Here is a 25,087-nt window from a genome sequence, read left to right on the forward strand (position 1 = left end):
GGGGAAGGGCCCGCTCAGCTGCCGCGCGTGATCGGCACACCGGCATCGCGGCCGTAGGAGCCGTACTTGCCCAGCTCCCACTTGGCGATGGCGTTGCGGTGCACTTCGTCCGGGCCGTCGGCAAAGCGCAGGGTGCGCGCGCCGGCATAGGCGTAGGCGAGCGGGAAGTCGTCGCACATGCCGCCGCCGCCATGCACCTGCATGGCCCAGTCGATCACCTGGCAGGCCATGCTCGGGGCCACCACCTTGATCATGGCGATCTCGGTCTTGGCGACCTTGTTGCCGGCCACGTCCATCAGCCAGGCGGCCTTCAGGGTCAGCAGGCGCGCCATGTCGATCTTGCAGCGGGCCTCGGCAATGCGCTCCTGCGTCACGGTCTGCTGGGCCACGCTCTTGCCGAAGGCCACGCGCGCGCTGGCGCGCTTGCACATCAGCTCCAGCGCACGCTCGGCCAGACCGATCAGGCGCATGCAGTGGTGGATGCGTCCGGGGCCAAGGCGCCCCTGGGCGATCTCGAAGCCGCGGCCTTCGCCCAGCAGGATGTTGGAGACGGGCACGCGCACGTTGTCGAAGGTCATCTCCACATGGCCGTGGGGCGCATCGTCGTAGCCGAACACGTTGAGCGGGCGGATGATGTTGATGCCCTTGGCATCGGCGGGCACCAGCACCATGCTCTGCTGCGAGTGGCGCGGGGCGTCGGGGTCGCTCTTGCCCATGGTGATGAACACCGCGCAGCGCGGGTCGGCTGCGCCCGAGATCCACCACTTGCGGCCGTTGATCACGTACTCGTCGCCATCGCGCTCGATGCGCGTCTCGATGTTGGTGGCATCGCTCGACGCGACGTCGGGTTCGGTCATCGCAAAGGCCGAGCGGATCTTGCCTTCGAGCAGCGGCTTGAGCCAGCGCGCCTTGTTGGCATCGTCGCCGTAGCGGGCGATGGTCTCCATGTTGCCGGTGTCGGGTGCGGAGCAGTTGAACACCTCGCTGGCCCATGGCACGCGGCCCATGATCTCGGCCAGGGGGGCGTATTCCTGGTTGGTCAGGCCGGCGCCTGCGTAGCCCGATGCGGCGGCGCTGTCCACCGGCAGGAACAGGTTCCACAGGCCGGCGGCCTGGGCCTTGGGTTTGAGGTTTTCGATGGTATCGAGTGCCGACCAGCGCTTGCCCGCCGCCGTGTTGGCCGTCAGCTCGGCCTTGTAGGCCCCCTCGTTGGGGTAGATGTGCTCGTCCATGAACTGGAGCAGCTTGGCCTGCAGGTCCTTGGTTTTGGGGGAGTAGTCAAAGTCCATGGGGGTCTCCGTTGGTAATCGGTGGGGTGTCTGAGAACACGTTCCTGTCAGCTGCGCTGCGCGAACGACCAGGCCAGCTGGGCCATGGGCCGCGCGGTGTCGCCCGAGGCCTTGGCCTGGGCGCTGGAGGCGGTGCCGGCCTCCACCCGCTTGGCAATGCCTTGCAGGATGGCGGCGATGCGGAACATGTTGTAGGCCATGTAGAAGTTCCAGTCGGCAGCGAGCGCCTCGGGCGTAGTGATGCCGGTGCGCTCGCAGTACAGGCGGATGTAGCTGTCCTCGTCGGGGATGCCCAGGGCCGCGATGTCCTGGCCCGCGATGCCGCGGCCCATGCCGGCGGGGATGTGCCAGCTCATGCAGTGGTAGCTGAAATCGGCCAGCGGGTGGCCCAGGGTGGACAGCTCCCAGTCGAGCACGGCGATCACGCGCGGCTCGGTGGGATGGAACATCAGGTTGTCCAGGCGGTAGTCGCCGTGCACGATGGAGACGTGGCCCTCGTCGCGCGCGCTGGCCGGCATGTGCGCGGGCAGCCATTCCATGAGCTTGTCCATCTCGGGGATGGGCTGGGTGATGGAGGCCACGTACTGCTTGCTCCAGCGGCCGATCTGGCGGTCGAAGTAGTTGCCGGGCTTGCCATAGCTGGCCAGGCCGCGCTCGGCGAACTTCACGCTGTGCAGCGCGGCGATCACGCGGTTCATCTCGTTGTAGATGGCCTTGCGTTCGGCGGGCTCCATGCCGGGCAGGGACTGGTCCCACAGCACGCGGCCCTGCATGCATTCCATGATGTAGAAGGCACGGCCGATCACCGACTCGTCCTCGCACAGCACATGCATGCGCGGCACGGGTACGTCGGTGCCCGCCAGGCCGCTCATCACCGCGAACTCGCGCTCCACCGCATGGGCCGAGGGCAGCAGCTTGGCCACCGGGCCGGGCTTGGCGCGCATCACGTAGCTTGCCTTCGGCGTGACCAGCTTGTAGGTGGGGTTCGATTGCCCGCCCTTGAACATCTCCACCGTCATCGGGCCTTCGAAGCCCTGCATGTGGGTGGTGAGCCAGGCAGTGAGGGCGTCGACGTCGAATGCGTGCTGTTCGGACACCGCGCGGGTGCCGACGAAGTGGTCAAAATTGCTCATTGATTTTTGTCCTCACGCCAGTGGCGCCAGCGTGCTTGTCCCGGCCCGCCGTGGTCGGCAGGTGTTGTGAAGTGGGGCTGCGCAGCAGGGCCCCAGGCTTTGAAAATTCAGGTGTCCGCGTCGGCGATGCGCATCAGCGCTTCGCGGTCGCGAATCACGAGGCCGCCCGGCTCGATGCGGATGGCGTCCTCGCGTTCCATCGACTTGAGCTCCTGGTTCACCCGCTGGCGCGATGCGCCCAGCAGCTGCGCCAGCTCTTCCTGCGCCAACTGCAGGCCGATGCGCATCTCGCTGCCGTCCGACAGGCTGGGCACGCCGTAGCTGCGCACCAGGTGCACCAGCTGCTTGGCCAGGCGCGAGCGCAAGGGCAGGGTGTTGAGATCTTCCACCAGCCCGAACAGCTGGCGTATGCGCCGCGCATGCAGGCGCAGCATGGCTTCGTACAGCTCGGTGTGGGCTGCCAGGATCTTCTTGAAGTCGGCCTTGGCCACGCACAGGATGGTGGTGTCGCCATGCGCGTAGGCATCGTGCGTGCGCCGGTCCCCGTCGAAGATCGCCACGTCGCCGAACCAGATGCCCGGCTCCACATAGGTCAGCGTGATCTGCTTGCCCGAGATGGAGGTGGAGCTCACCCGCACCGCACCGCGCGCGCACGCAATCCACTCCTCGGGCGGGTCCCCGCGGGCGGCGATGAGGCCGCCATCCTTGAAGCGTTTGACATAGGCACATCGCAGGATGTCGTGGCGTAGAGAAGGTGAAAGGGATGAAAACCAGCGACCTGAGTTGATCGCTTCACGTTCTTCGATGGTAAGAATCGGGTCGTCCATGGCCTGTCTTTTGCGTGACTAGAAACAGGCCCATTGTCGCGTGAGGGACCGGCGTGCTGCGTCAGGGTTGTCACCTGAGCGTCTTGGATGCCCGTTGGACCCATGCGCGCACAAACGCACACGGCCCTTGCAAGGGCCGTGTGCGTGTTGAAGAGGGTGGTGGTGCCCCGGGGCGGGCCCTGGCCTACTCGTAGTTCGGCGTGCGCTTGTCGAGGAAGGCCGAGATGCCGATGCCACCATTGGCATGGTGCAGGTTCTTCACGAAGTGGTCGCGCTCGCTCGCGAGGTGCTTCGTGAGGTGATTGCCGGGCGCATCATGGAGCAGTTCCTTGATGCTGGCCAGCGCATTGGGCGCACGCCCGTTCAGGCGCTCGGCCAGGGCCAGTGCCACCTCCAGCGCGCTGCCCGGGTCGGCCAGCTGGTTGACCACGCCCAGGGTGTGCAGGCGCTCGGCGGGGATGCGGTCGCCGCACATCAGGATTTCGGTGGCGATCTGGCGCGGCAGGGCCTGGGCCAGGCTCCAGCTGGCACCGCCGTCGGGCGACAGCGCCACGTTGCTGTAGGCCATCACGAACACGGCGTTGCGCGCGGCCACCACCATGTCGCAGGCCAGGGCCAGCGAGAAGCCCGCGCCCGCTGCCGCCCCTTCCACCGCCGCGATGATGGGCTTGGGGTAGGTGCGCACCATCTCGATCCAGTTGTGCAGGCCTTCGATGCTTTGCGCCTGCACCTCGGGCGCCTCCTGGCGGTTGGCCAGCAGGCGCTGCAGGTTGCCGCCCGCGCTGAACATGTTGTCCGAACCGGTGATCACTACGCTGCGGATGTCATCGCTGTTCTCGGCCACGCTCAGGGCCTCCACGCCGGCCGCATAGATGGCCGGCTCGATGGCGTTGCGCCGCTCGGGGTTGTGGATGGTCAGCACCAGGGTCTTGCCCTGGCTGGTGCTTTTGAGTTCTGCGGGCATGGCGGTCTCAATCCTCCTCGACATGGGTCAGGCTCAGGCCGATGGCGCCGCGCCGGCGCAGCCAGGGGCTGGGGCGGTAGCGCGTGTCGCCGTACACGGTCTGCATGTTGAACAGCACTTCCAGGATGTTGGTCGGGCCCCAGCGGTCGCCCATGGCCAATGGCCCCAGGGGGTAGCCCAGGCCCAGCGTCACGGCGGTCTCCAGGTCGCGCGGGCTGCAGATGCCCTGCTGGCAGATGTCGCTGGCGATGTTGACGATGGTGGCCACCACGCGCTGGGTGACGAAGCCGCCGCTGTCACGGATCACGCTGACCGGCTTGCCGTCGCGTGCGAACAGGGCGTGCGCGGCGTTGCGGATGTCCACGCGCGTGGCGGGGTTGGTGGCCAGCACGCGGCGCTTGGTGGCGGCCTCTTCCACCAGCATGTCGATGCCGATGGTGCGCGCCGGGTCCAGCCGCTCCACCACGGCCACCGTGGTCACGTCGAAACCGAGTGGCGCCACCAGCGTGATGGCCTGGGGCGATGGCGAGGTGCCGGTCTCGATGGTGGCGCCCAGGTCCTTGAGCAACTGGTACAGCTCGGCCCGGCGCGCCGCGCGCGGCGACACCCAGACGGGCGGGATCTCGGCGACCACGGGAATCGGTGGCTCGGCAGGCACCTGGGCCACGCCGTTCTCGTAGCGGTAAAAGCCTTCGCCGACCTTCTTGCCCACCACGCCGCCGGCCAGGCGCTGCGCGGTGATCACGCTGGGGCGGTAGCGCGGCTCGTCGTAGTACTGCTGGTAGATGGATTCCATCACCGGGTGCGATACGTCCAGCGCCGTGAGGTCCATGAGCTCGAACGGCCCGAGCTTGAAGCCCACCTGGTCGCGCAGGATGCGGTCGATGGTGGCGAAATCGGCCACGCCTTCGCCCACGATGCGCAGGGCCTCGGTGCCATAGCCACGCCCGGCGTGGTTGACGATGAAGCCCGGCGTGTCCTGCGCCATCACGGGCGTGTGGCCCATCTGCTTGGCGTATTCGTACAGGGCGGTGCAGACGGCCGGCTCGGTCTTGAGCCCGGTGATCACCTCCACCACCTTCATGAGCGGCACGGGGTTGAAGAAGTGAAAGCCCGCTAGGCGCCCTGGCCGCTGCATGCCGGCGCCAATCGAGGTGACCGACAGCGACGAGGTGTTGGTGGCCAGCACCGTGTCGGCGCCCACGACCTTCTCCAGGTCGGCAAACAGGCCGCGCTTGACGTCCAGCCGCTCGACGATGGCCTCGACCACCAGGTCGCACTGCGCCAGCCCGGCCGCATTGTCAACAATGTGCAATTGCGCAGACCAGGCGGCGGCCTGTTCTGCAGAAATGCGATTTTTCCCTACGAGCTTTTGCCACTGCTCGTGGATACTGTTCTGGGCGGCAAGGGCTGCGCCGGCCTGGCTGTCGAGCAGGAAGACTTGGCTGCCGGCCTGGGCGGCGATCTGCGCGATACCGCGGCCCATGGCGCCCGAACCCACGATGCCGACGTTGAGAAACTGAATTTTCATAGCGCCATTATGGCTGTGGACCTGCCTGCGCACTTATGTGCAAGAATGGGATGCGCTCAAAACTGAAATTATTGTGAAACTCCGTAACACCATTTTGGGAGCTGGTTTGTGGGTCGTTGCCCTGGGCGCCTCGGCGCTTTCGCTGGGCAGTGGCCGGGGCGCCGCGGTGATCGGTTCGCCGGTCGATCTGAGCTTCGACATCCAGCCAGACCAGGGTTCTGACGTCGCATCGTCATGTATCGGAGCCACTGTTGTAGCGGGTGATACACCCGTCAGTGCCTCCCGGGTGCGCGTGACCCCCCAGGCCGAATCGGCCGGGCGTGCGGCGTCGGTGCGCGTGCAGACCACCTCGGTCATCGACGAGCCGGTGCTCACCGTCACGCTCACCGCTGGCTGCTCCGGCAAGGTGACGCGCAGCTACACCTTTCTGGCCGACCCCCCTGGGCGGGTTCCCCCTGTGGCCGCCGGACAACTGCCGCTCGTGCCGCCTGCCCTTGTGGGCGGTGTCGGGGCGGGCCCGACGGGTCAGGCCAATGTCTCTTCCGCTGTTGACCGCAGTGCGGCGCCGGCCCGTGGCGCGGTGGATGCACCCGCCAGACAAGCGCCTGCCAGGGCCCCCAGCGCTGCGCCGCGTGCTGCCGCCGCCGCGCCGGCCCGCACCAATGTTCGTACCAGTGCCCGTGTGATGGCCAGTGCGCAGGCGCCGGCCCCCGCAGCCGCCGGCCCACGCCTGGTGCTGGAGCCGCTCGACCTGTGGCTGGAGAGCCCGGTGGCCCTGCGGGCCACGACGCAGCTGCTGTCCACCCCGGCCGACGAAGCCTCACCCCAGCGTGCCGAAGCGGCGGCCGCCTGGAAGGCGCTGAACGCCACGCCCGAAAGCCTGGCGCAGGACGCCGAGCGCCTGCGCGTGCTGGAGGCCGAGGCCAAGTCGGTGAAGGCCGGCGCGGCCCAGCAGCTCGCCACCACGCAGCAACTGCAGCAGCAGCTCGATGAGGCACACGAGCGCTTTCCGGCCATGGTGGTCTACGTGCTGGGGGCCCTGCTGGCGCTGGCGCTGGGCCTGCTCGCCTGGGTTTGGCAGCGTGCAGGCCGCCAGACCGCGCTGTCCGAGAAATCGTGGCGCGAGTCGGTCAAGGTCAGCGCAGTGGACTCCAGCGCGCCCACGGCAGGGCAGGTCGATCCCGGCTGGGAACCGCTCGAAACCCTGCCCATCCCTTCGATGAAGGGCGATCTGATGGCGCCGTCCGGCAGTGCAGCACTGTTCAAGGACGCCAAGCCGGTTTCTGCGCCCGCGCCGCTGTACGCCGCGTCGACTGCGGTGGCGGCTGCGGCCGCCCGGGTGCCGGTGCCCGCCAGGGCGCCCGCCCCGGCGGTCGAGCCGGTGAGGGTCTTGCAGATCGTCAACCCTGACGACCTGTTCGACATCCAGCAGCAGGCCGAATTCTTTGTCTCGGTGGGCGAGCACAACCAGGCGGTGGAGGTGCTGCGCAAGCACATCGTGGACCACAAGGAAACCACGCCCGTGGCCTACCTGGAGCTGCTGCGCCTGTTCCACACCCTGAGCCGTGCCGAAGACTTCATGCAGCTGCGTGCGCAGTTCATGCGCTATTTCAACGCCAAGGTGCCCGAGTTCTCGGCCTTCAATCGCCAGGGCCGTCCGCTGGACCGCTACCCTGATGCACTGGCCGAGATCGAAGCCGAGTGGAGCTCTCCTGCCGTGCTGCACACACTGGACAAGTTTTTGTTCCACCGCCCGGGCAACCAGGCCGCCGAGCCTTTCGATTTGGCCGCCTACGACGACCTGCTGCTGCTGCTGGGCATCGCACAGACCACGCCATCGAGCGCCCGGGGCGCGCCGCCGCCACGCAAGCGCACCACGCCGGTGGAAGACTCCTTCGAAGCCGCTGCCGAGAAAGGCCTGGGCTTTCTGTCGCCGCTGGACAATACGCAGCCCGACTTTCCGCTCGACTCGCTGGCCGCCAGCCTGGAATTCGAGTTCGGTGGCGCCGCATCGTCCGCCCCGGCGCCGGTGGCGCGCCAGTCCGGCCCTGCCGAACTGACGCTGCAGCCCGCATCGGGCCTGGCACCCATCGTCGGGGTCTCCTCGGCCCCGGCACCGCTGACCTCGGCGCAGCCGCGCCACCCGCCTGCTACCTACACCCGCTCGTCCGTGAGCCTGGATGTGGACCTGTCCGAGCCCCTGCACCTGACGCTGAGCGATCTGCCGCCCGTACCGGTCACGCCCCCACCGCCACCCGGCCAGGCCGTGGGCTTCGGTGCGGAGAACGACCTCATGGAGCTGCGCCTGGAGCTGGAACAGCGCAAGGACGACATCGAACGCAAAAAGTAGCAAGAAAACAGGCCATGAAGGCCTGTTTTCTTGTGGGGGGCGCGCCTGTGGCGGGCCCGGCACCTTGTGCCGCTGCGCTGCCAGCGCGTCAGGAGCCCCGCATGGCCTGCATCAGTGCCGCTGCCGCCGCCTCGGGGTCGGGCGCATTGACCAGCGCGCGCACCACGGCGATGGAGCCCACGCCCGTGGCCAGTACTTCGGGGAACTGCTCCGCACCGATGCCCCCGATGGCCACCTGCGGGTAGCTGCGCAGCAGCCGCGCGTAGCCCTGCAGCCGGCCCACGCCCTGCGGCGCGGTGGCCATTTTCTTGAGCGTGGTCGGGAACACGGCGCCCATGGCGATGTAGCTCGGTCCCACGGCATCGGCGCGCACCATTTCGGCATAGCCATGGGTGCTCACGCCCAGGCGCAGGCCCGAGTTGCGCAGGGTCTGCAGGTCGGCGGCGCTCAGGGCATCGAGGTCCTCCTGCCCGAGGTGGATGCCGTAGGCCCCGGCATTGATGGCGGCGCGCCAGTGGTCGTTGATGAACAGCAGCGCACCGGTGTCCTGCACCGCCTGCACGGCGGCATTCACCTCGCGGGCGATGGCCGCCGGGTCGTCCGACTTGAAGCGCAGTTGCACCGTGGGCACGCCCGCGCGGGCCATGCGGCCGACCCATGCGGCATCGGGCAGCACAGCGTACAGGCCCAGCGTTTCGGGGCAGGCAGCAAAGTCTTGGGCCCGCGGCAGGGGCTGCAGGCCGAAATCGGCAGGCTCATCGGGCCAGGCTTCGGGGCTCGCAGCCCCCGTGCGCACGGTGCGGGCCTGCCAGGCGCGGGCGATGCATTCGGCATCGTGGGCGATGAAGCCCAGGGCGCTGGCCGCGTGCAGCGCCGCCAGGTAGGCCGGCTCGCCGGAGGTGGGGGTGGGCACGGGCTCGGCGTTGAAGCCTGCGAAAGTGCCCGCGTGGTGCGCCACGATGGCCTTGGCCAGTTCGGTCGGTGCGGTATCAGGCATGGTCGTCGTGGTGCCAGAAAGGGGTGCCGAGCACGGGTGTGCTGGGCTGGGCGGCATCCTGTGCGGTCATGGCACCGGCCAGGCGCGCGGTGCGGCCGGCCTGCACGGCGCTGGCAAAGGCGCCGGCCATGGCCACGGGGTCCTGGGCCAGGGCCACGGCGGTGTTGAGCAGCACGCCGTCGTAACCCCATTCCATCACCTGGCAGGCGTGGGAGGGCAGGCCCAGGCCGGCGTCCACCAGCATGGGCACGTTCAGCCGCTCGCGCAGCATCTGCAGGGCATAGGGGTTCACCGGGCCGCGGCCCGTGCCGATGGGCGCGGCCCAGGGCATCACGGCCTGGCAGCCGACGTCCACCAGGCGCTGGCACAGCACGAAGTCTTCGGTGCAGTAGGGCAGTACCTGGAAGCCTTCCTTGATCAGGTGCTCGGCCGCACCCACCAGGTTCAAGGTGTCGGGCTGCAGGGTGTAGTCGTCGCCGATCAGCTCGAGCTTGATCCAGGGCGTGTTGAACACCTCGCGCGCCATCTGCGCGGTGGTGATGGCCTCCTGCACGCTGTGGCAGCCCGCGGTGTTGGGCAGCACCGGCACGTTCAGGCGGCGCAGCAGCTCCCAGAAGCTGGCGCCCGATTCGGCCGGGTTGCTGCCCTGGCGGCGCAGCGAGGCCGTGACCATGGCGGGGCGGGCGGTCTGCACCGCGGCCTCCAGCACGGCCGGCGAGGGGTAGCGCGAGGTGCCCAGCAGCAGCCGGCTGGCGAAGGTCTGGCCGTACAGGACCAGGGGATCGGTGGGTAGGGTCATGGTGGTGGGAGGGGTTCAGCCGCCGGTGACGGGGGAAATGATTTCTACTTTGTCGCCCGGGCTCAGCGCTTGCGCCGCATAGCGGCTGTTGGGCACGAAGACCGTGTTCACGGCCACGGCGAACGGCGGGCGGGCGGCGATGGCGGCCAAGGCATCGACGACGGTGGCGCCCTCGGGCAACTCGTGGGGGGTCTGGTTGATGGAAATGTTCATGAAGAAAGGGCCGCAGCCTCGGGCTGCTGCAACTGCAGATTCAAATCGAACCGGGGCGCCAGCGTGGATTGGCCGGTGCCGAGCAACTCCATCACCACGTCCAGCATGGCTGGCGCGATCATGAAGCCGTGGCGGTAGAGGCCATTGATTTCAAGCACGCGCGGGCGTTGCTGCCGGATGGCGGGCAGGTTGTCGGGCAGGGTGGGGCGGCACTGGGTGGCCACCTCGACGATGCGCGCCTCGGCAAAGCCGCTGTGCACGGCATAGGCCGCGCTCAGCAGCTCCAGCGTGGAGCGCACGCTGGCAGGCGACAGGTCGTCGGATTCGATCTCGGTCGCGCCGATCACGAACAGGTGGTCCTCTTTGGGGGCGATGTAGATCGGGTAGCGCGGGTGCACCAGGCGCGTGGGGCGCTGCAGCGTGACCTCGGGCGCATGCACGCGCACCACCTCACCGCGCACGCCGCGCAGGGCGCGCCAGGGGTCGCGCGCACCCAGGCCGCGGCAGTCCAGCACCCAGTCGGGCTGGCCCGGCTCGCCGGGGGCAAAGGCATCGGGGTGGCGCGGTGCATGCCAGTGCGTGTGCACGCCCAAGCGCTGCATCTCGTGCAGCAGGGCTGCCAGCAACTGGCGGTTGTCGAGCTGGCCTTCGCCGGGCAGGTACAGGCCTTTGGCAAAGCGGCCGGCCAGGGCCGGCTCCGCGGACGCCAGGCCGGGGCCGTCGAGCTCCTGCAGGCCGGGCAGTTCGGGAATGGCCCGGTGGTTGGCCTGCAGCTGTCGCGTGAGGCGCTGGGCCTCGGCCGCATCTTGGCGGTGCCAGACGATCAGCGTGCCCTGCTGCTGGAAGAACACGGGCTTTTCCAGCCCTGCCAGCAACTGCGGCCAGCGCACCAGCGCATGCTGGCCCATGCGCACCACGCCGGGCTCGGTCACCGCCGACTCGGCCAGCGGCGCCAGCATGGCTGCGGCCACGGTGGCGGCCGACTGCTCGGCCGCCGGGCCTGCGGCATCGTAGATGTCCACGGCGTGGCCTTGGCGAGCCAGTTCGACGGCCAGCAGCCGGCCCATGAGGCCTGCGCCCAGAATGGCAAACGACGAGGAGGAAGGGAGTTTCATGCGTCCAGCTGTGCAACAGGTGGACAAAACGGGATGGCTTTCCGTCGCTGTGGAAACTCCCCACGCCAGCATGACCTGGATCGGGTAGCGGGGCCGCTTGTGCGCAGGCCCCAGGGTATTTCTCAGTCGCGCGCCGCATGGGCGGGACACCCCTGTTTCGTCCGTAAGCCTCAATTACAGCACAACCCTTCTGGCCGGTGCTGGCCCAGGTCATGCGCGATAATTTTCCCCCTATGACTTCTGCCTCCCCCAACGCGCCCCAAGGGCCCTCCACGGCCCCGCGCTATGCACGCGTGCTCTCGATCGCCGGCTCCGACAGCGGGGGCGGTGCAGGCATTCAGGCCGACCTCAAGACCTTTGCCGCGCTGGGCTGCTACGGCATGACGGCCATCACCGCCATCACCGCGCAGAACACGCTGGGCGTCACGGGCATCCACGGCATTCCGCCCGACATGCTCAAGGCGCAGATCGACGCCGTGGTGCAGGACATCGGCGTCGATGCGGTGAAGATCGGCATGCTGCACTCGCCTGAGGTGGTGCGTGTGGTGGCCGATGCCATCCGTGAATACCGCTTGCCCCATGTGGTGCTGGACCCGGTGATGGTCGCCACCAGCGGCGACCGGCTGATCGCACAGGAGACCGTGGGCGTTCTGGTGCGCGAGCTGTTCCCGCTGGCCGAGGTGGTCACCCCCAACCTCGACGAGGCTGGTTGGCTGCTGGGCCGCACCCTGGCGGGCCTGGATGACCTGGAGCAGGCTGCGCAGGATCTGCTGGGCCTGGGCGCGCGCGCCGCGCTACTCAAGGGCGGCCACCTGCCCGGCGACTGGGTGGTCGATGTGCTGGCCATCCCGGGACAGCCCGGCCACCGCCTGCAGTCGGCGCGCATCGCCACGCACAACGGCCATGGCACGGGCTGCACGCTGTCGTCCGCCATTGCATCCCACCTGGCCCTGGGCCTGCCACTGCAGCAGGCGGTGGAAAGCGCACGCGCCTACATCGTGGGCGCGATTGCCGCCGGTGCGAATGTGGTCACCGGTGGCGGCCATGGCCCGCTGAACCATGGCTATGCGCCAGTGGCGCAGCGGGTGCTTTAACCCTTTGGCCTGGTAGCCCAGGCCAGAACGAAGCTGAATACCAGCGCGGGCAGGGCCGAGCCCGCGCCAGGCAGCACCAGCGGCGCCAGATGGTACACCGCGATGCCCGCGAGCCAGATGGCAACGGGCAACCAGTTGACCTGGGGTGCGCGCTGCAGCAGCGCCGCGGCATTGGCGCCAAAGGCCAGGCGGCCGATGATCACGCCGAACAGCGGCACGAACACCGAGCTGAGCAGCAGCAAAAAGGGCTCCAGGCTGTGCATGGGCAGCACCAGCGCCAAGGCGGTGCAGCTCGCTGCCATGGCCATGCCCCAGCGGCGCACGCCCCAGCGCGGCAGCAGGCTGTGGGCCGACACCGCGCCTGAATAGGCGTCGCCATAGGCGTTGTCCACTTCATCGATCAGGATCAGCGACAGCGCGATCAGCCCGCCCTGGGCCAGCAGCAGCGCCTGCACCAAGTCCTTGCTCGGCAGGGTCAGGGCCACCAGCACACCGAGCGTGTAGCACCACATGTTGGCCAGCGCATAGCCCAGCCAGGTGCCGCGCAGCGCGGCACTGCCGTTCTTGCCATGGCGCGCATAGTCGGCCACCAGCGGCAGCCACGAGATCGGCATGGCGATCACCAGGTCGAGTGCGGGCAGCACGCCCATGCCACCGGCACCCGGGCGGTTCCACAGCTGTGCAAACCCCTGGGCGTTGGTCAGCGAGAGGAACTGCCAGCTCAGCCACAGCAGCGACAGCACCACCAGCGGCAGCGCCACGCGCGCAATGACCTTGCGCACCAACTGCACCATCGAGGCGCTGATCAGCAGCATCACCACGCCGCCCCACAGCAGCGTGGCCAGCACCGGCCACTGTGTGCCGGCCATGCTGCCCGACTGGCGGCCGATGGCCACGGTCGCCTCGCCCATCACCACCAGTTCGAACGTGCCCCAGCCCACGAGCTGCACGATGTTGAGAATGATGGGCAGGCTGGCAAAGGTGCGGCCGTAGACCGCATGCATCAGACCGGCGCTCGCCAGCCCGCTGTCGCAGCCGAGCTTTGCCACCCAGCCGAGCAGGCCCGCGCCCACGATGGAGCCGGCGACGATGGCGATCAGCGCCTCCTTGGTGCCCAGCGCGGGCATGAGGTAGCTGCCTACCTGCATGACCAGCAGGCCCACGCCCAAGCTGAACCAGAGCGAGGCATGGTCATGCCACTGGAAGACGCGGCGGTCGGTGCTGACCGGGGCCAGCGCCTCGTTGGTGGGCGCGGCAGTGCTTGCGGGAAGATGGGCTGACATGGCGGTTGGGCTCTCCGTTCAAAAAACGACAGAGCAGGGTCAGCAGCGTATCGGCTGGCCCCCAACGCGCAGGCCTCTCACATGGGCATGAGGGCAGGGCGCCAGGTGTGGCGTATGCAAACTGCTTCCCTGCGCGAGGATGATCTCAATCAGGTTCAAAGGGACTCTCTCAGCCTCCGACGGTTTCCCGGCATCGGCACCCCTAGCTGGGCGCGATTCTATCGCCAGAAGCCAAACGGCCCGCGTGGTGCGGGCTGTGGCAGGCGCGGGCGTGGTACCTCATTCGGGTGGTGCGTTGCTTGCTGGGGACGCGCAGGCCGCCTGCATTTCCATTTGCCTATTGCGCATGGGGGTTTTAGTCACCGATGGTAGATTCGAGCGATTCAAAGGAGGCGATCGTCGTGCCGTTGTTGACCTTGTCTTGGAAACTGTTGGCGTGGAGGTGGTGCGGATTGGAGCGATTCACTGGCTCTGCGGACGGGAGAGTTGGCGCTGGGGAGGGTGGGAAGCTGGAGGCGGCGATCAGCGCAGTGCAAAGGGGCACCGATCGAACGGCAGCGGAGTTGGCCATGCCCCGCTTGACCCGTGAGCTCGATGAACTCATGGAGCAGAGGGCCCAGGTGGTGCATCGGTTGCAACAGCGGTTGGAGCAAGCCAAAAGCGGTCGGCTCACGATGGCCGTCATCGCCACGTTTAGCGTTGCGATCCTCTGGGCGATCTTCGTGAGTCCGATCACGCCGACATCGACGCTGGGCAACATCGTGAAGATATGCTTTGGGGGTGGTGATCGGGACCCCAGCCCTGGTCTATCGGGAGACCAAGATGCCGAAATTCGATCTGGAGCAAGAAACGGAGCACCTGGACGAGAGGATCGACAAGGTCCGGGAGCACATCAAGGCGAACCGGCGCATTCTGGATACGCTGCCGATCTAACTGTAGTGCACGGCAATAACCCAGCCGATCTTTTGGGTTGTTGCCGGTCGCTGAACGTCGGCCAATGTGTGGGGCCTATTCTTGGATCGACACAAGTACTCCATTATTAAAATACATAAACCAAACTGGCATTCCATTGCCATCAGACCAAACCCACTGCTCTCTGGTGCCGAGGGCTGTTTTGGTTGTATTGACCTTCCAGGGTGGACACCAGTGTCTCACCCTCATTTCGAGACAAGTAGAGCTTCTTAACAGGCTGAAGAAATACCCCCCGCTCAGCCAGCCCAGCAGTCCAACCCCGGTAGCTCACCGGTCCCCCCACATAGCTTGACCCGCCCTGCGCGGCGCCGACACTTTCACCGAGAGCCTGTTCTCTGTCCGCAAGCTCGACGACTTCGTGCCAGAGTCGCACCCCCTGCGCCCCGTTCGCAAGATGGTCAACACCGCCCTGGCCAAGATGGATGCCCTGTTCTCGCATGTACGAAGCAGATATAGGGGCGGGCGCCCCAGCATCGCCCCCGAGAAGCTGCTGCGCGCCAGCTGCTGCAAGTGCTGTACAGCGGCGCTCGGAACGCAGTTGATGGAGCAGGTGCAGTACAACCTCTTGTTTCGCTGGTTCATCGGCCTGTCCATGGACGATGAGGTCTGGGTGCCCAGCGTGTTCACCAAGAACCGCGAGCGGCTGATCGAACACGACGCCGTGATTGAGTTCTTCAACGAAGTGCTCAAGATCGCCGACAAGAAGCACTGGCTCTCGGGCGAGCACTTCAGCGTGGACGGCACGCTCATCCAGGCCTGGGCGGGCCACAAGAGCTTTGTGCGCAAGGACGACGATGACGCGGGCGGCGGTGGAGATGGTGACCCTGGTGCAGATGCCAATGGCAATGGCGGCAACTTCAAGGGCCAGCGGCGCGCAACGACACCCATGAATCCACAACGGACGCCGATGCCCGGCTGTACCGCAAAGGCAAAACCGCCAGCGAGCTGCGCTACATGGGCCACACCCTGAGCGACAACCGCCACGGCCTGGTGGCCAATGCAGTGGTCACGCTGGCCGATGGCTACGCAGAGCGCGAAGCGGCCAAGGCCATGGTCAACGACGCCCGACAGGCGCAGGCCGATCCCACGCGAACCATCACGCTGGGAGCGGACAAAGGCTATGACGCACGCGAATTCATTGAGGCCTGCCAGGCCATGAACGTCATTCCCATGTGGCGCAAAACAAGTCAGGCAGAAGCTCGGCTGTGCCCGATGCGATTGCGCAAAGCGAAGGCTACGCGGTATCGCAGCAAAAGAGAAAGCTCATCGAGCAAGGTTTGGCTGGGCAAGACCGTGGGGGGATGAGGAGGTGATGGTGCGAGGCCTTGAGCGCGTGGACCAGATGTTCGTGCTGACGATGGCGGGCTACACCTGGTGCGCAGCGCACTTTGGAGCAATTGGGACAGGTGCGCCTGCAGGGGGCGCATTGAGGGCAAACGAAGGCCAAAGCGGTCTCTGAAGTGCAATAAAACGCTCAATTGGGCACGCTAATCCCGGGATGTGAAAAGGCGAACCAACCTGCGGCCGTGGGGCAGGACGGGCTTGGAATTGGGGAGTATTTCTTCAGCCTGTTAAGGTTTTTTCTATCTCGGTTGCAGTCATGCCAATCTGAGGGGTCCAGTTTTTTCTGGCTGCCTCATAAGAATTTTTCGCCCTTCTTGCTGTCTTCTTTGCTCATAGTCGTGGCATGCCTCTTCTTTCCATACTCCATTTTTATCCTTGCACTTGTATATGTGCGCGCTTACAGTGCTTGATAATGAGATGGCTGCGATAAATATAAATAATGTCTTGCGCATATATGACAATAACGGGTGATATGAACTCTTTGATGGCCTTGAATGGCATCGAGGCATGGCATGCTATTGTGGTGAATATCGGGTGCTCATGCCAGCACCCAATTGGGTGCAGGTAGCAGACAGGTCGTCCTGCATCATGCCGACCCATCGTTATGGTCATGCTCCGGGTTGACATGCCCGGGATGCATCCAGCGGCCTCGGGCTTGTCCGCTCTGAAGCCAACCGGCCGCCCCCTGCTGGATGGCACACCCCGTGCGTGGCAATGGTCCGGCTTGACCGTCATGCCGGCGGTGCATCCAGAATCGCCCGGTTCATCTCCATGCGCTCCTGGATCTGCGCGATTCGCGCGTCGATCTCCGCCAGTGGCGGCTGAATATCGATGGGGGGCATCTTGATCGACCGGAAAGCAAGCACCGGGACACCCACACAAGCCACAAGCCAGACAAAGACGGGCAAGCCGGTGAACGTTTCGTTGAGCAGGATGATGATGAAGGGGCCTATCAGGAACACAGCCAGAAAGGGGATAAGGCCACGGTGCGATTAGGCGTCCGGCCTGGGCCCTGTGGCTTCTTGGTCTGCGCTTGACGTGGATCAACGCTGCCTTGCTCTCTTGGGCATCGGCAAGCTCCCGGTCCAGGCGCACCAGTGCCAGTTCTGCCGCTGTGCGGTCCGTGCCCTTCTGCACAGCCTGGATGGCTGTCTCCACCTTCCTCAGCCAGACGATGCCGCCAGAACGCTCCACGATCTGCTCGGTACCGCAATAGCTGCATGCAAAGCGCTTCAGATTCTCTCCAATCTCAAGTGGTGCCGAGCAATTGGCGCAAGAAAGTTTCAGTAACGGCACTGGGATCCTCGGGTTGATGAAGCAAATTTACCATTGGTGACCCCTTGCAAACGGCGAGGGTGGGCCAGTTGCATGACATTGGAAGGTCGCCGTTCTGTCACATGCCCTCCCTAGACTCCCCGGCTTCACTCACGGGGAGAAAACCACAATGACAGTTCTTCGCAGCATCTGGACGCTGGGCGCGGTATGCGCCGCCACCGCACTGCTCGCCGCCTGTGGCGGCAGCGATGACAACAACAACAACGGCGAGCGCAGCGTCGGCTCGCTGCGCCTCATCGGCCAGCAGGTATTGCCGCGCCGCATGGAGTACCTGGGCACGGTGGTCGGCGGCATCTCGGGCATCGACTACGACGACAAGAGCAACCAGTTCATCCTGCTGTCGGACGACCGCACGACGACCGATTCGGCGAATGCGCCGCGCATGTACACCGTGCGCCTGAACTATGACACCAGCAGTTTCAGCGGCGTGCAGTTCCTGTCGACCTTCAGCATGAAGCAGCCCAATGGCGCGGTGTACCCCAAGGTGCCCGATCCGCTGGTGGCCGACCCGGAGTCGGTGCGCATCGACCGCGCCACGGGCAACCATGTCTGGGTCAGCGAGGGCGACCGCACGCTGGCCACGGGCACGAGCGCTGCGCGCATCATCGACCCGTTCATCCGCGAGGTGCGCCCAGACGGCACGCATGTGCGCGAGTACCAGATCCCCGCGATGTTCCGCATGTCGGCCGACAACACCGGTCCGCGTGGCAACCTCGCTTTTGAAGGCATTGCGTTCACGCCCGACAACAGCCGGGCGGCCGTGCTGATGGAGGGCGCGCTGCTGCAGGATGGCCCGGCATCGACCACCACGGCCGGCAGCGTGTCGCGCATCACGATGTTCGACAGGTCCACCGGCGCCGCCGTGGCGCAGTACGCCTATCCCGTCGACAGGGTGCAGGCCGTGCCCGTGCCGGCGGACCAGTTCACGGTCAGCGGTGCCACCGAGATCCTGGCCCTGAGCGCCACGCGCTTCCTGGTGCTGGAGCGCAGCTTCTCGGTGGGCGTGCTGGGCAACCAGGCGCGCCTGTACGAGATCAACACCGCCAATGCCACCAATGTGCTGGCCACGGCTGCACTGGCCGGGGCCGCCTACACGCCGGTCACCAAGCGCCTGGTGCTCGATTTCGAGACGATCAAGGGCCCACTGGGCGGCATTGCCAATCTGGAGGGCATCACCTTCGGCCCCAAGCTGGCCAATGGCCGCGATTCGTTGGTGGTGGTGGCGGACGACAACTTCCCCACAGCGGATTCGCAGACCGACCGCAACCAGTACCTGGTGTTTGAAGTGCTTCCCTGATCGGGGCCATGGTTGCAGCGACGCAGAGCGCCCAAAGCAGGGCGCTCTGCGCGCTTCAGTGGTGCCCCAGGGCAATGTGAATGCAGGGCGGGCCCGGGAGGCCCGCCGTGCTGCCTATAATCGATCACCATGTTTCGGAGCCTTGTCGCCGTCTTCCTCCTGCACTTTTTGCTGTGCGTGGGGATTTCCGCCGTCGGTTCCAGCAAACCCCTGCCATCGTTCGAGCCGCAGGACCTGGCCGCACTGAGCCAGAGCGCACCGGCGCACGATGCCCCCGGCGCCAACTCCGATGCGGACGACCACGCCCTGCTCGATGACAGGCAGGAGTTTCCCGACCTGCTGCAGACCGGGGCCTTGGGCGATCCCGGCGCGGTTGCGGCCAGGGGCCTGGTTCCCTTGGCCCTGGTGCGCACGCCTTCCGTGGCGCTTGCGCCGCCGCACAAACCACCAAAAGCCCCAGGCATCCTCGCCTGAGCATCCGGCCCGCGGCCGGCGCCCCTTCGCTGAACCCGAAGCGGCTTCTCCCCCGCCGGCTGCCACCCTGGCCCCCTTGCGCCACGCGCACACGGCTGTTGCGCGCCTCCCCTTGCAACGAGCCACCTGCCGGATTTCCATGCTGGGGCCATGCCGGCTGGATGCAGTTGCTGCTGCGGCGGGTGGTGCGAAAGGGCTGCGCCGATGCCTGAAAGAAGAAGAACCACCATGAACAAGAACAACGACCGGGTGCTCGCGCAGCACCCCCAACCCCATTCCCGGAGCCGCCCATGCGCCTGACCACCCGTAGCAAGTTTGCCGTTGTCGCCATGGTGGACCTGGCCTCCCGCTCCGTGGGCAGCCCGGTGGCACTGTCCGCCCTGAGCGAGCGGTACGAGATTTCCGTGTCCTACCTGGAGGTGCTGTTCAGCGGCCTGCGCCAGGCGGGGCTGGTGACCAGCACGCGGGGCCCGGGCGGCGGCTACACGCTGGCCCGGGGTGCGCGCGATATTTCGGTGGCAGACATCGTGCTGGCCTCGGAGGTGGGCAAGCCGGGTGGGGCGGGCAGACTGGGCGATGCCATGAGCACCTCGCAGGGCGCGATGACGGCGGACCTCTGGGCCGCCTTCAACCACTCGGTGATGGAGTACCTGGCCTCGGTGTCCGTGGCCGAACTGGTGAGCCAGCAGGCGCCCATCGAGCGTGCGCCCCCCATGGCTGCAGAGAAAGACAGCCCCGCCAAACGCGCGAAGCCGCGGCCGCAACTGCCCAGGGAAGGGGTTCCCAACTCCGTCTTTGCGCTGGGCGCCTCACGGGCGCTGGAGCAGTAGCGGCCTGGCGGGCCAGGGCCCGCTGCAAGCCGAACGGGTTACTTGGCGGCGGTGCGCGCTGCCTCGGCCTTGGCCTTGGCTTCATCGGCCTTGCGCTGCAGTTCCTTGGCTTCCTTTTCGGCGGCTTCGGCCTCCTTGAGCTTGGCTTCCTTGGCCTCCTTGTCCGCGCTGGGGCTGGCCATGGCATTGCCAATCATCGCGCCGGCCACGCCGCCTACGGCGGCAGCGCCCAGTGTGGATCCGATGCCGGGGCGCGCTGCTGCGGGCGCCGCTGCCGCAGCGGGAGCTGCAGCCGCAGGGGTTGCTGCAGCGGGTGCGGCAGCTGGGGGGGCGGGTGCTGCCGGCGCCTTGGGCGCAGCGGTTGCGGCAGGGGCCGCTGTTGCCGGTGCTGGGCGCGCCGCAGCGGGCTTGCTGCTGCCACCCATGCGCTTGGCCTGGGCGAGCGTGGGTACGGTCAGTGCGGCCATGGCCAGAGCGATGACGGCCGAGGTGGTGCGAAGCGAAGCATTCATGGGTAGATCGAGTCCTTGTACAGGTGAGCAGACATGCTACTGAACCGGCCTTTGGCCCTGCTGCTCCAAAGGCATTGGCTGCGCATGGATACCTGCCCGCGCGGGGCCCGGCAGGTCAGCCTAGCTTGTAGACCATTTCCTCGATTTCCTGGCGGTCCAGCTCCCGGCGCTGCTCCAGGTGGTCGATGACCTGGGCCAGCAGCCGCGCCGTGCGCTCTGCCGTGGTCGAGTCCTGCTCGGTGAGGCGGTCGAAGACCAGTTGGTAGGTGTCCTTGGGTGGAATCGCGCTCATGGAAGTCTCCCGGTGTCGTGGGCTGATTCTGGGCGCGCGAGGGCCAGCCGCTTGTAGGCCGAGGGGTGGCCTGCCTGTAGTGCGGATTCGGTGGTGGCGCGTTCCCGCAGGGCATGAAAAAAGGGGTGCTCCGGCAAGCCGCAAGCACCCAAGGGAGGGAATGCAGGGAAAGGGGCCGGGGGATCAGCCGTTCACGCCCATGCGCAGCTTGGCCACGTAGCCGGCGCTGTTGTCACCCGTCACGGTGGCGGTCTGCAGCGAGACGCCGTCGCTGAACACGTTGTCGGTGGCAAAGGTGATCTGCGAGAGGTTGCGCACGCTGGCGCTGTAGCCGTCGGCGGTGTAGACCTGCTGGCACACGGCGGTGGGGAAGGCCATCTGCGAGGTGCGGATGGCGTTGGAACCGCGCGTGGCGCTGGCGAGGTTGCGGTACACCTCGAAGTGGATGTGCGGCATGCGGCCCGAGTAGCAGCCCGGAAAGATGGACTGGAAGGTGGCCACGCCCGAGGCGCTGGTCTCCTGCACGCCGCGCAGGTAGTTCTCACTGGTGACACCGTTCGAGTACATCGAATACAGGCCGTCGCGCGTGCAGTGCCACAGGTAGATGGCGTAGCCCGACAGGCTGGCGCAGCTCGATGCGGCGTTGACCAGTTCCAGCTCGATGCGCAGCGGGATGCCGGCTGCGATGCCGGTGGCGCCGCCGATGCTGGGGCGGATGTCGCTGCGCACGATGCCCGAGAGCGTGAGCGCATTGGCCACGCCCGACTGGTTGCTGTTGCTGCCGTCGCCAGGGTAGGGGCCGGCCGTCTCCTGCGGAATGATGCTGCAGGTCTGGCTGGTGGCACCGCCTGCGGCCATGCTCAGCCAGTGCGACAGGGGCCCCAGGTTCAGGAAGGCGTAGCCGGTTTCGCGGCCGTAGGCGTACAGGTTCGCATCCTGCAGGCTCACGCCCAGGTAGTTGTCGGTGGTGGGGTAGAAGCGGAAGATGAAATTGGCATTGCTCTGCGCCACGGCCGAGCTGGCCGGGAACCACTGCGGGTAGCTGGCCTGGGCCCAGTTGAGCACCGTGGATGCGTCGCTGGCAGTGTCGGCCATGCTGTTGCCCGAGAGCAGGGACAGCGGCGCCATGCTGCCCACGGCGAGCCAGCGCAGGGCATTGCGGCGCGTGGCGGCCTGGCGCGTCAGGGTCTTGAGGTCGTGCTGGAGCCCGTGGTGGTGGGCGGTGTTGTCGTCGTGGTGCAGGGTGTTGGTGTTCATGGGCTTTGCAGGTTCTGTTGGAGAAGAAAGAAACCATTCACCCGAACTGCGCTGTTTTTGACGTGCTGTCTGGGTGACCGTGTGAACAGTGTCTCGCCAGCCTGTAACCCCTGTTTATGCAGATTGTGTCGTGGTTGAAATGAAGGGCTGTTGGATCGCTATTCGAATGGCTTGGGCGGTGGCTGTGCTCCTGATGTCGTTTTTGAGGGCGGAGGCCGGGTCTCGGCCCGGAGGCCGAGGGCCATTCGACGGGCTGGGGCTTTGGTGATGGCGTGCCTGTGCGTGGTGCGGGAGCCGGGATGTGCGCCCGGCGGCGCACCTACCTTCATTTGCTTCGTCAAAAGAAGGTAGGCCAAGAAAAGACGACCCCGCTGCCCGTGTCCCCACTCGCCTGGCGGCGAGTGGGGCAGCCTGCGATGCTCGGACCTGGGGTGACGCCGAAGAACTCCCTGCGCTGCCTCTGCGAGGCAGCTCCGGTCAGACAGCTTCGGCGAGTCAGATGACGAGGCGCGTGTCCTTCGGCACGCGCTCACCCCAGGCCCTGCGCTTCTCGGCACGGTCAGAAGGGGGTGGGAGCGGGCTCCATACGGGCCATTGCTTCGCTCGGCCTGTGGTCCTTCGCTGCGCTCGGTTCGCCAGGGCGGTTGCACCGCCCGTCGGCAGCGCGCACCGCGCGCGTCCCCGACCCCCGGCGCAGCTGCGCAGCAGCAGCCGTTCGTGACCCCGCTCCCACCCCTTCTGGCTGCGCCGAGAAGCGCAGGAGCTGGGGTGGGCGTGTGTGCCGAAGGACACACACGCTTCGTGATCTGGCTTGCCGATGCTGTTTGAGCGGAGTTTGAAGAACGCAGCGAGTTCCGCGACGCCACCCCAGCTCCGAGCATCGCAGGTTGCCCGTAGCGAAGCGAAGGGACGCAGACTGTGGGGCGCTGTTTCTTTGCCTACTTTCTTTTTGCGCAAAAAGAAAGTAGGTGCGCCGCCGGGCGCACATCCCGGCTCCCGCCCTCCACCAAGGCACACCGCTAAAAAAAAGTGGCAGCACGATGCTCACATCCCGGACTCCGGCTTCGGCACAAGAGGACGCACTGCGGGCCTCTCCCAGCAAGCAGCAAGCAGCAAGCAGTCAGCCTGCCTGCGGCATCACCAACTGCGCACGCAATCCCCCCTCGGGCCGGTTGTGCAGACTCAGCCGGCAGCCATCGCGCTCCGCCAGGTCGCGCGCGATGGCCAGGCCCAGGCCGTAGCCGGCGGTGTGCGCCGGGAGGTCGCCCGCCATGGCATGGGCCGGCACCGGGTCTTGCGACAGCCGCACCCAGGGCTCCAGGGCCTGCTCCAGCTGGGCCTCGGGAATGCCCGGGCCCGAGTCGTCGATGTGCAGCACCGCGCCTTCGGGCAGGGCGTGCACGCTGAGCGTGGCGCCGCCGCCATGGCGCACGGCATTGCCCACCAGGTTGCCGATCACACGGCGCAGCGCGGCGGTGCGGGCCCGCACGCGCACGGGCGCGGCGCTGGCAGGGGCCTGCAGTTCCACGGGCAGGCCCTGCTCGGCCAGGTCGTCCACCAGGGCCTGCAGCAGGGCCACCAGGTCGATGGAGCGGGCCTCGCTGCCCTCGTGCTGCTCGCGCAGCACCGCCAGGGTGTCGCCGATCATCTCGTCCATCTCGCGGATGTCGTTGATCGCGGCCTGCTGGGCCGAACCCTCGGGCCACTGGGCCACGCGCATGCGCAGCCGGGTCAGGGGGGTGCGCAGGTCGTGCGACACGGCGGCCATGTGCAGGCCGCGTGCATCGAACTGCTCCTTGAGCCGCTGCGACATCTGGTTGAACACCTGGGCGGCATTGCGCACCTCCACGGTGCCCAGCGTTTCATCGAGCACGGGCGGCTTGCCGCCCTTGTCGATGCCCTGCGACAGGGCACTGGCCGCATGGGACAGGCGCAGCATGGGGCGAGACAGCCAGCGCGCGCCGAGGAAGGCCGCCAGGCCGATCAGCACGAAGCGGATGCCGTAGTCCATCCACAGGGAATTGAGGGGCATGGGGCCGCCCACGCGTGGCGGGTTGCCGGCGGTGAAGGGGTTGGGAGGGCGGCCGTCGCTGCCCGCTGCCGCGCCGCCAAGCGGCTGCAGGGGCGGCGGTGGCATGCGTTCGCCGCCCATGGGTGGCGGCCCGGGCCAGGGATTGGCGCCCGGCCCGCCGGGCCTCGGCGGGCCGCCCGGCACGCCTGCGCCGGTGAGGGGGTTGCCGGGCGGCAGCGAGGCCAGGGGCGGCAGGCGCGAGAGCGTGGTGGACAGGTCCTGCGGGTGGCGCAGCTGGGTGACGGTGAGGTAGGCCACCAGGTGGCTGCCGGCCAATGCCACCCACATGAGGATGAACAGGCGCAGGAACAGGGTGTCCAGGCGACGCCAATTCCAGCGCCCACCCGGTGTCGCGGGTTTCACCGCTGCACCTCCACGTCGAACAGGTAGCCCTCGCCGCGCAGGGTGCGTATCAGAGGGCGATCGCGCTGGCCTTCACCGAGCTTGCCGCGCAGGCGCGAAACGGCCAGGTCGATGCTGCGGTCGCTCACCACCACGCCAGGGGCGCGTGAGAGGTCGAGCAGCCGGTCGCGGCTGAGCACCTTGCCGGCATGGGCGGTGAAGGCTTCGAGCAGGCGGAACTCGGCGCTCGACAGGGCCACCATGGTGCCATCCGGCGAGACCAGCTCGCGCCGCAGGCGGTCGAAGGTCCAGCCCTCGAAGCGCAGCTGGGGCGCATCGGCCTGCGGCGGGGCGGCCGCGCCGCGGCGCAGCACGGCCTTGATGCGCGCCACCAGTTCGCGCGGCTCGAAGGGCTTGGCCAGGTAGTCGTCGGCCCCGAGCTCCAGGCCCAGCACGCGCGACATCGGGTCGCCCTGCGCGGTGAGCACGATCACGGGCAACTGTCCATGGTCGCGGCGCACCCACTGGCACAGGGTCAGCCCGTCCTCGTCGGGCAGCATCAGGTCGAGCAACACCACGTCAAAACCCTGGCGCGCCAGGGCGGCACGCATGCCCCGGCCGTCGCCCACGGCCTCGGTCACGAAGCCGAAGCTTGCCAGGTAGTCGAGCAGCAGGGTGCGGATGGCGGGATCGTCGTCCACCAGCAGGCATCGGATCATGCGGAAATCTTGGGGCAGTGGTGAAGGGCCGACGGTAGCACAGCCCC

At 67.2% G+C, this 25,087-nt stretch carries 23 protein-coding genes and 1 riboswitch; of the genes, 7 read left to right on the top strand and 16 right to left on the bottom strand.

What is annotated here, in order from left to right; genetic code table 11:
- Positions 1–14: 14 nt before the first annotated feature.
- From U5N23_RS31455 to U5N23_RS31475, 5 genes are all read right to left on the bottom strand, one after another.
- On the bottom strand, positions 15–1,289 hold the full coding sequence (locus U5N23_RS31455) for an acyl-CoA dehydrogenase family protein (RefSeq protein WP_322596587.1): 1,275 nt from the start codon (positions 1,287–1,289) through the stop codon (positions 15–17).
- Between the two features lie 47 nt (positions 1,290–1,336).
- Positions 1,337–2,422 carry a phosphotransferase gene (locus U5N23_RS31460; protein ID WP_322596588.1) on the bottom strand — a complete coding sequence of 362 codons (1,086 nt, stop codon included), beginning with the start codon at positions 2,420–2,422 and terminating at the stop codon, positions 1,337–1,339.
- A gap of 107 nt (positions 2,423–2,529) precedes the next feature.
- Positions 2,530–3,249 (bottom strand): Crp/Fnr family transcriptional regulator, encoded by a 720-nt coding sequence (locus U5N23_RS31465; RefSeq protein ID WP_007857510.1) that lies wholly within the window; start codon positions 3,247–3,249, stop codon positions 2,530–2,532.
- Positions 3,250–3,433: 184 nt separating this feature from the next.
- Complete coding sequence (locus U5N23_RS31470; protein ID WP_322596589.1) at positions 3,434–4,213, bottom strand: oxepin-CoA hydrolase, alternative type; 780 nt, start codon at positions 4,211–4,213, stop codon at positions 3,434–3,436.
- A 7-nt stretch (positions 4,214–4,220) separates the two neighbouring features.
- Positions 4,221–5,744 (bottom strand): 3-hydroxyacyl-CoA dehydrogenase, encoded by a 1,524-nt coding sequence (locus U5N23_RS31475; protein WP_322596590.1) that lies wholly within the window; start codon positions 5,742–5,744, stop codon positions 4,221–4,223.
- A gap of 106 nt (positions 5,745–5,850) precedes the next feature.
- On the opposite strand from U5N23_RS31475, the gene U5N23_RS31480 reads away from it, so the two are divergent.
- Positions 5,851–8,094, top strand: a complete 2,244-nt coding sequence (locus U5N23_RS31480; protein ID WP_322596591.1) for a hypothetical protein — start codon at positions 5,851–5,853, stop codon at positions 8,092–8,094.
- A gap of 88 nt (positions 8,095–8,182) precedes the next feature.
- Here U5N23_RS31480 and thiE read toward each other — a convergent pair whose 3' ends face one another.
- The 4 genes from thiE to U5N23_RS31500 are packed head-to-tail and all read right to left on the bottom strand — an operon-like array spanning position 8,183 to position 11,218.
- Positions 8,183–9,091, bottom strand: a complete 909-nt coding sequence (gene thiE, locus U5N23_RS31485) for a thiamine phosphate synthase (protein ID WP_322596592.1) — start codon at positions 9,089–9,091, stop codon at positions 8,183–8,185.
- A complete protein-coding gene (locus U5N23_RS31490) occupies positions 9,084–9,890 on the bottom strand; it encodes a thiazole synthase (RefSeq protein ID WP_322596593.1) in 807 nt (268 codons plus the stop codon). Before U5N23_RS31490 ends, thiE begins: the two co-directional genes overlap by 8 nt.
- Positions 9,891–9,905: 15 nt before the next feature.
- A complete protein-coding gene (thiS, locus tag U5N23_RS31495; protein WP_322596594.1) occupies positions 9,906–10,103 on the bottom strand; it encodes a sulfur carrier protein ThiS in 198 nt (65 codons plus the stop codon).
- Positions 10,100–11,218: an FAD-dependent oxidoreductase gene (locus tag U5N23_RS31500; protein ID WP_322596595.1), complete on the bottom strand. Its 1,119-nt coding sequence runs from the start codon at positions 11,216–11,218 to the stop codon at positions 10,100–10,102. The genes thiS and U5N23_RS31500 overlap by 4 nt, the downstream gene beginning before the upstream one ends.
- A gap of 233 nt (positions 11,219–11,451) precedes the next feature.
- Here U5N23_RS31500 and thiD point away from each other — a divergent pair, with 233 nt between their 5' ends.
- Positions 11,452–12,312 (top strand): bifunctional hydroxymethylpyrimidine kinase/phosphomethylpyrimidine kinase, encoded by an 861-nt coding sequence (thiD, locus tag U5N23_RS31505; protein ID WP_322596596.1) that lies wholly within the window; start codon positions 11,452–11,454, stop codon positions 12,310–12,312.
- Here the strand turns inward: thiD and U5N23_RS31510 are convergent.
- A complete protein-coding gene (locus U5N23_RS31510) occupies positions 12,309–13,595 on the bottom strand; it encodes a purine-cytosine permease family protein (RefSeq protein ID WP_322596597.1) in 1,287 nt (428 codons plus the stop codon). The genes thiD and U5N23_RS31510 overlap by 4 nt on opposite strands.
- A 109-nt stretch (positions 13,596–13,704) precedes the next feature.
- Positions 13,705–13,809, bottom strand: a riboswitch (TPP riboswitch).
- A 1,116-nt stretch (positions 13,810–14,925) separates the two neighbouring features.
- On the opposite strand from U5N23_RS31510, the gene U5N23_RS31515 reads away from it, so the two are divergent.
- Together U5N23_RS31515 and U5N23_RS31520 are read left to right on the top strand one after the other, a co-directional pair.
- A complete protein-coding gene (locus tag U5N23_RS31515; protein WP_322596598.1) occupies positions 14,926–15,537 on the top strand; it encodes a transposase in 612 nt (203 codons plus the stop codon).
- Positions 15,522–15,872, top strand: coding sequence for a transposase (locus U5N23_RS31520; protein ID WP_322596599.1), 351 nt, complete (start codon positions 15,522–15,524; stop codon positions 15,870–15,872). Before U5N23_RS31515 ends, U5N23_RS31520 begins: the two co-directional genes overlap by 16 nt.
- A gap of 770 nt (positions 15,873–16,642) precedes the next feature.
- Here the strand turns inward: U5N23_RS31520 and U5N23_RS31525 are convergent.
- Positions 16,643–16,873, bottom strand: a complete 231-nt coding sequence (locus tag U5N23_RS31525; protein WP_322596600.1) for a hypothetical protein — start codon at positions 16,871–16,873, stop codon at positions 16,643–16,645.
- 482 nt (positions 16,874–17,355) lie between these two features.
- Here U5N23_RS31525 and U5N23_RS31530 point away from each other — a divergent pair, with 482 nt between their 5' ends.
- The 3 genes from U5N23_RS31530 to U5N23_RS31540 all read left to right on the top strand — a co-directional run bounded on the left by U5N23_RS31530 (position 17,356) and on the right by U5N23_RS31540 (position 19,847).
- Complete coding sequence (locus U5N23_RS31530; RefSeq protein ID WP_322596601.1) at positions 17,356–18,543, top strand: esterase-like activity of phytase family protein; 1,188 nt, start codon at positions 17,356–17,358, stop codon at positions 18,541–18,543.
- 129 nt (positions 18,544–18,672) lie between these two features.
- The gene (locus U5N23_RS31535) at positions 18,673–19,017 is read left to right on the top strand and encodes a hypothetical protein (protein WP_322596602.1); all 345 of its coding nucleotides are present in this window, start codon (positions 18,673–18,675) and stop codon (positions 19,015–19,017) included.
- 290 nt (positions 19,018–19,307) lie between these two features.
- On the top strand, positions 19,308–19,847 hold the full coding sequence (locus U5N23_RS31540; protein ID WP_322596603.1) for an Rrf2 family transcriptional regulator: 540 nt from the start codon (positions 19,308–19,310) through the stop codon (positions 19,845–19,847).
- 38 nt (positions 19,848–19,885) lie between these two features.
- Here U5N23_RS31540 and U5N23_RS31545 read toward each other — a convergent pair whose 3' ends face one another.
- The 5 genes from U5N23_RS31545 to U5N23_RS31565 form a co-directional block, all read right to left on the bottom strand.
- Entirely contained in the window at positions 19,886–20,359 is a 474-nt protein-coding gene (locus U5N23_RS31545) for an ABC transporter substrate-binding protein (protein ID WP_322596604.1), read from the bottom strand.
- Positions 20,360–20,474: 115 nt separating this feature from the next.
- A complete protein-coding gene (locus tag U5N23_RS31550; RefSeq protein ID WP_322596605.1) occupies positions 20,475–20,651 on the bottom strand; it encodes a hypothetical protein in 177 nt (58 codons plus the stop codon).
- Between the two features lie 183 nt (positions 20,652–20,834).
- Entirely contained in the window at positions 20,835–21,908 is a 1,074-nt protein-coding gene (locus U5N23_RS31555) for an intradiol ring-cleavage dioxygenase (RefSeq protein WP_322596606.1), read from the bottom strand.
- A 1,120-nt stretch (positions 21,909–23,028) separates the two neighbouring features.
- A complete protein-coding gene (locus tag U5N23_RS31560) occupies positions 23,029–24,342 on the bottom strand; it encodes an ATP-binding protein (protein WP_322596607.1) in 1,314 nt (437 codons plus the stop codon).
- Positions 24,339–25,040 carry a response regulator transcription factor gene (locus U5N23_RS31565; protein ID WP_322596608.1) on the bottom strand — a complete coding sequence of 234 codons (702 nt, stop codon included), beginning with the start codon at positions 25,038–25,040 and terminating at the stop codon, positions 24,339–24,341. Before U5N23_RS31565 ends, U5N23_RS31560 begins: the two co-directional genes overlap by 4 nt.
- Positions 25,041–25,087: the final 47 nt, after the last annotated feature.

Origin of the sequence: Acidovorax sp. (assembly GCF_034519795.1) — a bacterium.
Taxonomy (GTDB): domain Bacteria; phylum Pseudomonadota; class Gammaproteobacteria; order Burkholderiales; family Burkholderiaceae_C; genus Acidovorax.

Excerpts from the sequence above, each read along its gene's own strand:
- U5N23_RS31455 (WP_322596587.1), bottom strand. The coding sequence starts at position 1,289 with ATGGACTTTGACTACTCCCCCAAAACCAAGGACCTGCAGGCCAAGCTG.
- U5N23_RS31460 (WP_322596588.1), bottom strand. The coding sequence starts at position 2,422 with ATGAGCAATTTTGACCACTTCGTCGGCACCCGCGCGGTGTCCGAACAG.
- U5N23_RS31465 (WP_007857510.1), bottom strand. The coding sequence starts at position 3,249 with ATGGACGACCCGATTCTTACCATCGAAGAACGTGAAGCGATCAACTCA.
- U5N23_RS31470 (WP_322596589.1), bottom strand. The coding sequence starts at position 4,213 with ATGCCCGCAGAACTCAAAAGCACCAGCCAGGGCAAGACCCTGGTGCTG.
- U5N23_RS31475 (WP_322596590.1), bottom strand. The coding sequence starts at position 5,744 with ATGAAAATTCAGTTTCTCAACGTCGGCATCGTGGGTTCGGGCGCCATG.
- thiE (WP_322596592.1), bottom strand. The coding sequence starts at position 9,091 with ATGCCTGATACCGCACCGACCGAACTGGCCAAGGCCATCGTGGCGCAC.
- U5N23_RS31490 (WP_322596593.1), bottom strand. The coding sequence starts at position 9,890 with ATGACCCTACCCACCGATCCCCTGGTCCTGTACGGCCAGACCTTCGCC.
- thiS (WP_322596594.1), bottom strand. The coding sequence starts at position 10,103 with ATGAACATTTCCATCAACCAGACCCCCCACGAGTTGCCCGAGGGCGCC.
- U5N23_RS31500 (WP_322596595.1), bottom strand. The coding sequence starts at position 11,218 with ATGAAACTCCCTTCCTCCTCGTCGTTTGCCATTCTGGGCGCAGGCCTC.
- thiD (WP_322596596.1), top strand. The coding sequence starts at position 11,452 with ATGACTTCTGCCTCCCCCAACGCGCCCCAAGGGCCCTCCACGGCCCCG.
- U5N23_RS31510 (WP_322596597.1), bottom strand. The coding sequence starts at position 13,595 with ATGTCAGCCCATCTTCCCGCAAGCACTGCCGCGCCCACCAACGAGGCG.
- U5N23_RS31520 (WP_322596599.1), top strand. The coding sequence starts at position 15,522 with ATGGGCCACACCCTGAGCGACAACCGCCACGGCCTGGTGGCCAATGCA.
- U5N23_RS31530 (WP_322596601.1), top strand. The coding sequence starts at position 17,356 with ATGACAGTTCTTCGCAGCATCTGGACGCTGGGCGCGGTATGCGCCGCC.
- U5N23_RS31535 (WP_322596602.1), top strand. The coding sequence starts at position 18,673 with ATGTTTCGGAGCCTTGTCGCCGTCTTCCTCCTGCACTTTTTGCTGTGC.
- U5N23_RS31540 (WP_322596603.1), top strand. The coding sequence starts at position 19,308 with ATGCGCCTGACCACCCGTAGCAAGTTTGCCGTTGTCGCCATGGTGGAC.
- U5N23_RS31545 (WP_322596604.1), bottom strand. The coding sequence starts at position 20,359 with ATGAATGCTTCGCTTCGCACCACCTCGGCCGTCATCGCTCTGGCCATG.
- U5N23_RS31550 (WP_322596605.1), bottom strand. The coding sequence starts at position 20,651 with ATGAGCGCGATTCCACCCAAGGACACCTACCAACTGGTCTTCGACCGC.
- U5N23_RS31555 (WP_322596606.1), bottom strand. The coding sequence starts at position 21,908 with ATGAACACCAACACCCTGCACCACGACGACAACACCGCCCACCACCAC.
- U5N23_RS31565 (WP_322596608.1), bottom strand. The coding sequence starts at position 25,040 with ATGATCCGATGCCTGCTGGTGGACGACGATCCCGCCATCCGCACCCTG.